Raw genomic sequence first — 2,847 nt, 5'->3', positions numbered from 1 at the left:
GGCATGAGCTGGAACGTCGGCATCTTCCGCGCCGACAACCGCGACGACATCCTGTTCGTGGCCGACGACCAGGCCGGCTTCGGTTACTTCCGCAACTTCGGCAAGACGCGCCGGCAAGGGCTGGAGGCTGGCCTCAGCCTGCCGCTGACCCGCGACCTGACCGTCGGCGCCAACTACACCTACCTGCAGGCCACCTACCGCAGCGCCGAGGTGGTGGACGGTTCGAGCAACAGCAGCAACAGCGAAGCCGAGGAAGGCAACCCGGGCACCGAAGGCACCATCGAGATCCGCCCCGGTGACCGCATTCCGCTGATCCCGCGGCACATGCTCAAGCTATTCGCCGACTGGCGCGTGGGCAGCGGCTGGAGCCTGGGCGCCGACGTCACCGCGGTGGGCGGCTCCATCGCCCGCGGCAACGAGAACGGCCGCCACCAGGCCGATGGCACCTACTACCTGGGCAGCGGCCGCAGCGGCGGTTATGCGGTGCTCAACCTCAGTGCCGACTACGAGCCCACCGCAGCCTGGCGCTTCTTCGTGCAGGTGAACAACGTGTTCGACCGCAAGTACAGCACCGCGGCGCAGCTGGGCGCCACCGGCTTCGATGCGAATGGCAACTTCCAGGCGCGGCCCTTCCCGCGCAATGCCGAGGGCGAGTACCCGCTGCAGCATTCCACCTTCTACGCCCCGGGTGCGCCGCGCACCGTCTGGGCCGGCGTGCGCTACCGCTTCGGCTCGTAAGCGGGCAAGGGCGGCGCCCGCGGGTAAGTCCGGAGGGCGCAGCTCTTGCTGACCCAGCGGTGCATCGGCTGCCGCCGCCGCGCCTGTGCCACCGGCGTGACAGTGTGTGCCGCGCATCCCGCGCGGTGCGGCCGGTGTGCAGAGCCGCCCCAGCGGCCGAGGAAGTGCCGATGGAGCGAGACGACGCGTTGCTGAACGATTGGCGCCAGCGTGCGCTGGCGCTGGAAGCCGAGGTGGCCAAGGCCGTCATCGGCCAGCAGCGTGTGATCCGCGCGGTCAACACCGCCGTGTTCGCCCGCGGCCACGTGCTGCTGCAGGGCGACGTGGGCGTGGGCAAGACCACGCTGCTGCGGGCCTTTGCGCAGGTGCTGGGGGGTGCCTTCGCGCGCACCGAAGGCACCATCGACCTGATGCCCAACGACCTCGTGTACTACACCTACATCGGCGCCGACGGGCGGCCGGCGGTGGAGGCGGGGCCGCTAATCGAGCATGGCCCCGAGCTGGCCATCTTCTTCTTCAACGAGATCAACCGCGCCCGGCCGCAGGTGCACTCGCTGCTGCTGCGGGTGATGGCCGAGCGCAGCGTCTCGGCCTTCAACCGCGAGGTGCGTTTTCCGCACCTGCTGGTGTTTGCCGACCGCAACCGGGTGGAGCGGGAAGAGACCTTCGAGATCTCGTCCGCGGCGCGCGACCGCTTCATGATGGAGATCACCATCGACGCGCCGGCCACCGACGACGACCGCCGGGCGCTGATGTTCGACCCGCGCTTTCACGACACCGACCGGCTGGTGGGCGCGCTGCAGCCGGCCATGGTGCCTTATGCCGAACTCAATGCAGTGGCCGAAGCCATCCAGCACCAGGTGCGCGCTTCCACCGCGCTGCAGGACTATGCATTGGGTCTGTGGCGGGCCACCGCGGTGCCGGCCGACTACGGCGTCAAGCTGCCCGACCTGGACACCGCGCGCCTGATGCTGGCAGGCGCGAGCCCGCGCGGCATGAGCATGTTGATGCGCGCGACCCGCGTGGCCGCCTGGCTGGCCGGCCGCGACTACGCCACGCCCGAAGATGTGCAGGCGGTGTTCGTCGACACGCTGGCGCACCGGCTGTGCTTGCAGCCGGTGTACGAAATGCGCCGGCCCGAGATCACCGGCCCGCTGATGGCCGGCATCCTGGCCGCGGTGGCCGCGCCCTGAAGGAGCGGCCTCGATGCACGAGATCCAGTACCGCGTCGGTGGCCCGGTGCAGGGCCACTTTCCCGGCCACCACCGCAGCAGCCGGGGCGAAAGCGGCTTCGAATTCCGCGGCCATGCCTCGCTGCTGGATGCGCCCGACCCGCGCCGGCTCGACCTGCATGCCAGCCTGCGCGACCCCTTCGGCGGCTGGCGCGTGCGCATCCATGCGCAGCGCATGTCGGTGCCGGTGACGATGGTGGTGGACCTGTCGGCTTCGATGGGTTTTGAAGGCGCACGCCGCAAGCTCGACGTGGTGGCCGACTTCACCGACAGCCTGGCCTGGTCGGCCTGGCGCACCGGCGACAGCTTCGGCTTCATCGGCTGCGCCGCCCAGGTGGAGCCGGCGCTGCTGCAGCCGCAGACGCGCCAGCGCGGCACCGGCAGCGTGCTGGCCCACACGCTGCGCCATTGGCAGCCCACCGGCCGCAGCGCCGAGGGCCTGCTGCAGGCACCGCAGCACCTGTCGCGCCAGCGCAGCCTGGTGTTCCTGGTGTCCGACTTCCACCTGCCGTTGCCCTTGATCGAGCGTGTGCTGGACGGCCTGTCGGCCCATGAGGTGGTGCCGGTGGTGCTGTGGGACCCGCTGGAGTTCGGCCCCGATGCACGCCGCGGCCTGCTGACGGTGGTGGACCCCGAAAGCGGCCGCCAGCGGCTGGTGTGGTGGCGGCCCGCGTTGCGCGCCCGCTGGCAGGCGGCCCGCACGGCCCACCGCGCCGCCCTGATGCAGGCCCTGCAGACCCGCCGCCTGCAGCCCTTGGTCATCGAAGGCGGCTTCGATGCGGATGCCGTGACGCGGCACTTCTACGCATGACGGCCCGGGCCGCAGCGCGGGCATGGTGCCTGGGCGCAGCCGGGCTGCTGGTGGCCGCAGCGCCGG

3 protein-coding genes are annotated in these 2,847 nt (G+C 71.1%); all 3 read left to right on the top strand.

Annotated features, from left to right (window positions below):
- The coding region (locus ABNT58_RS23840) for a TonB-dependent receptor (protein WP_348755887.1) at nucleotides 1-738 on the top strand (738 nt) is incomplete at its 5' end.
- Between the two features lie 170 nt (nucleotides 739-908).
- Nucleotides 909-1,931 (top strand): MoxR family ATPase, encoded by a 1,023-nt coding sequence (locus tag ABNT58_RS23835; RefSeq protein ID WP_348755886.1) that lies wholly within the window; start codon nucleotides 909-911, stop codon nucleotides 1,929-1,931.
- Between the two features lie 13 nt (nucleotides 1,932-1,944).
- Nucleotides 1,945-2,781 carry an MxaS protein gene (locus ABNT58_RS23830; RefSeq protein WP_348755885.1) on the top strand — a complete coding sequence of 279 codons (837 nt, stop codon included), beginning with the start codon at nucleotides 1,945-1,947 and terminating at the stop codon, nucleotides 2,779-2,781.
- Nucleotides 2,782-2,847: the final 66 nt, after the last annotated feature.

This window comes from uncultured Aquincola sp. (genome assembly GCF_964001545.1).
Taxonomy (GTDB): Bacteria; Pseudomonadota; Gammaproteobacteria; order Burkholderiales; family Burkholderiaceae_C; genus Aquincola.
The sequence above is the reverse complement of the archived record's forward strand: the minus strand, read 5'-3'. Positions and strand labels throughout refer to the sequence as shown.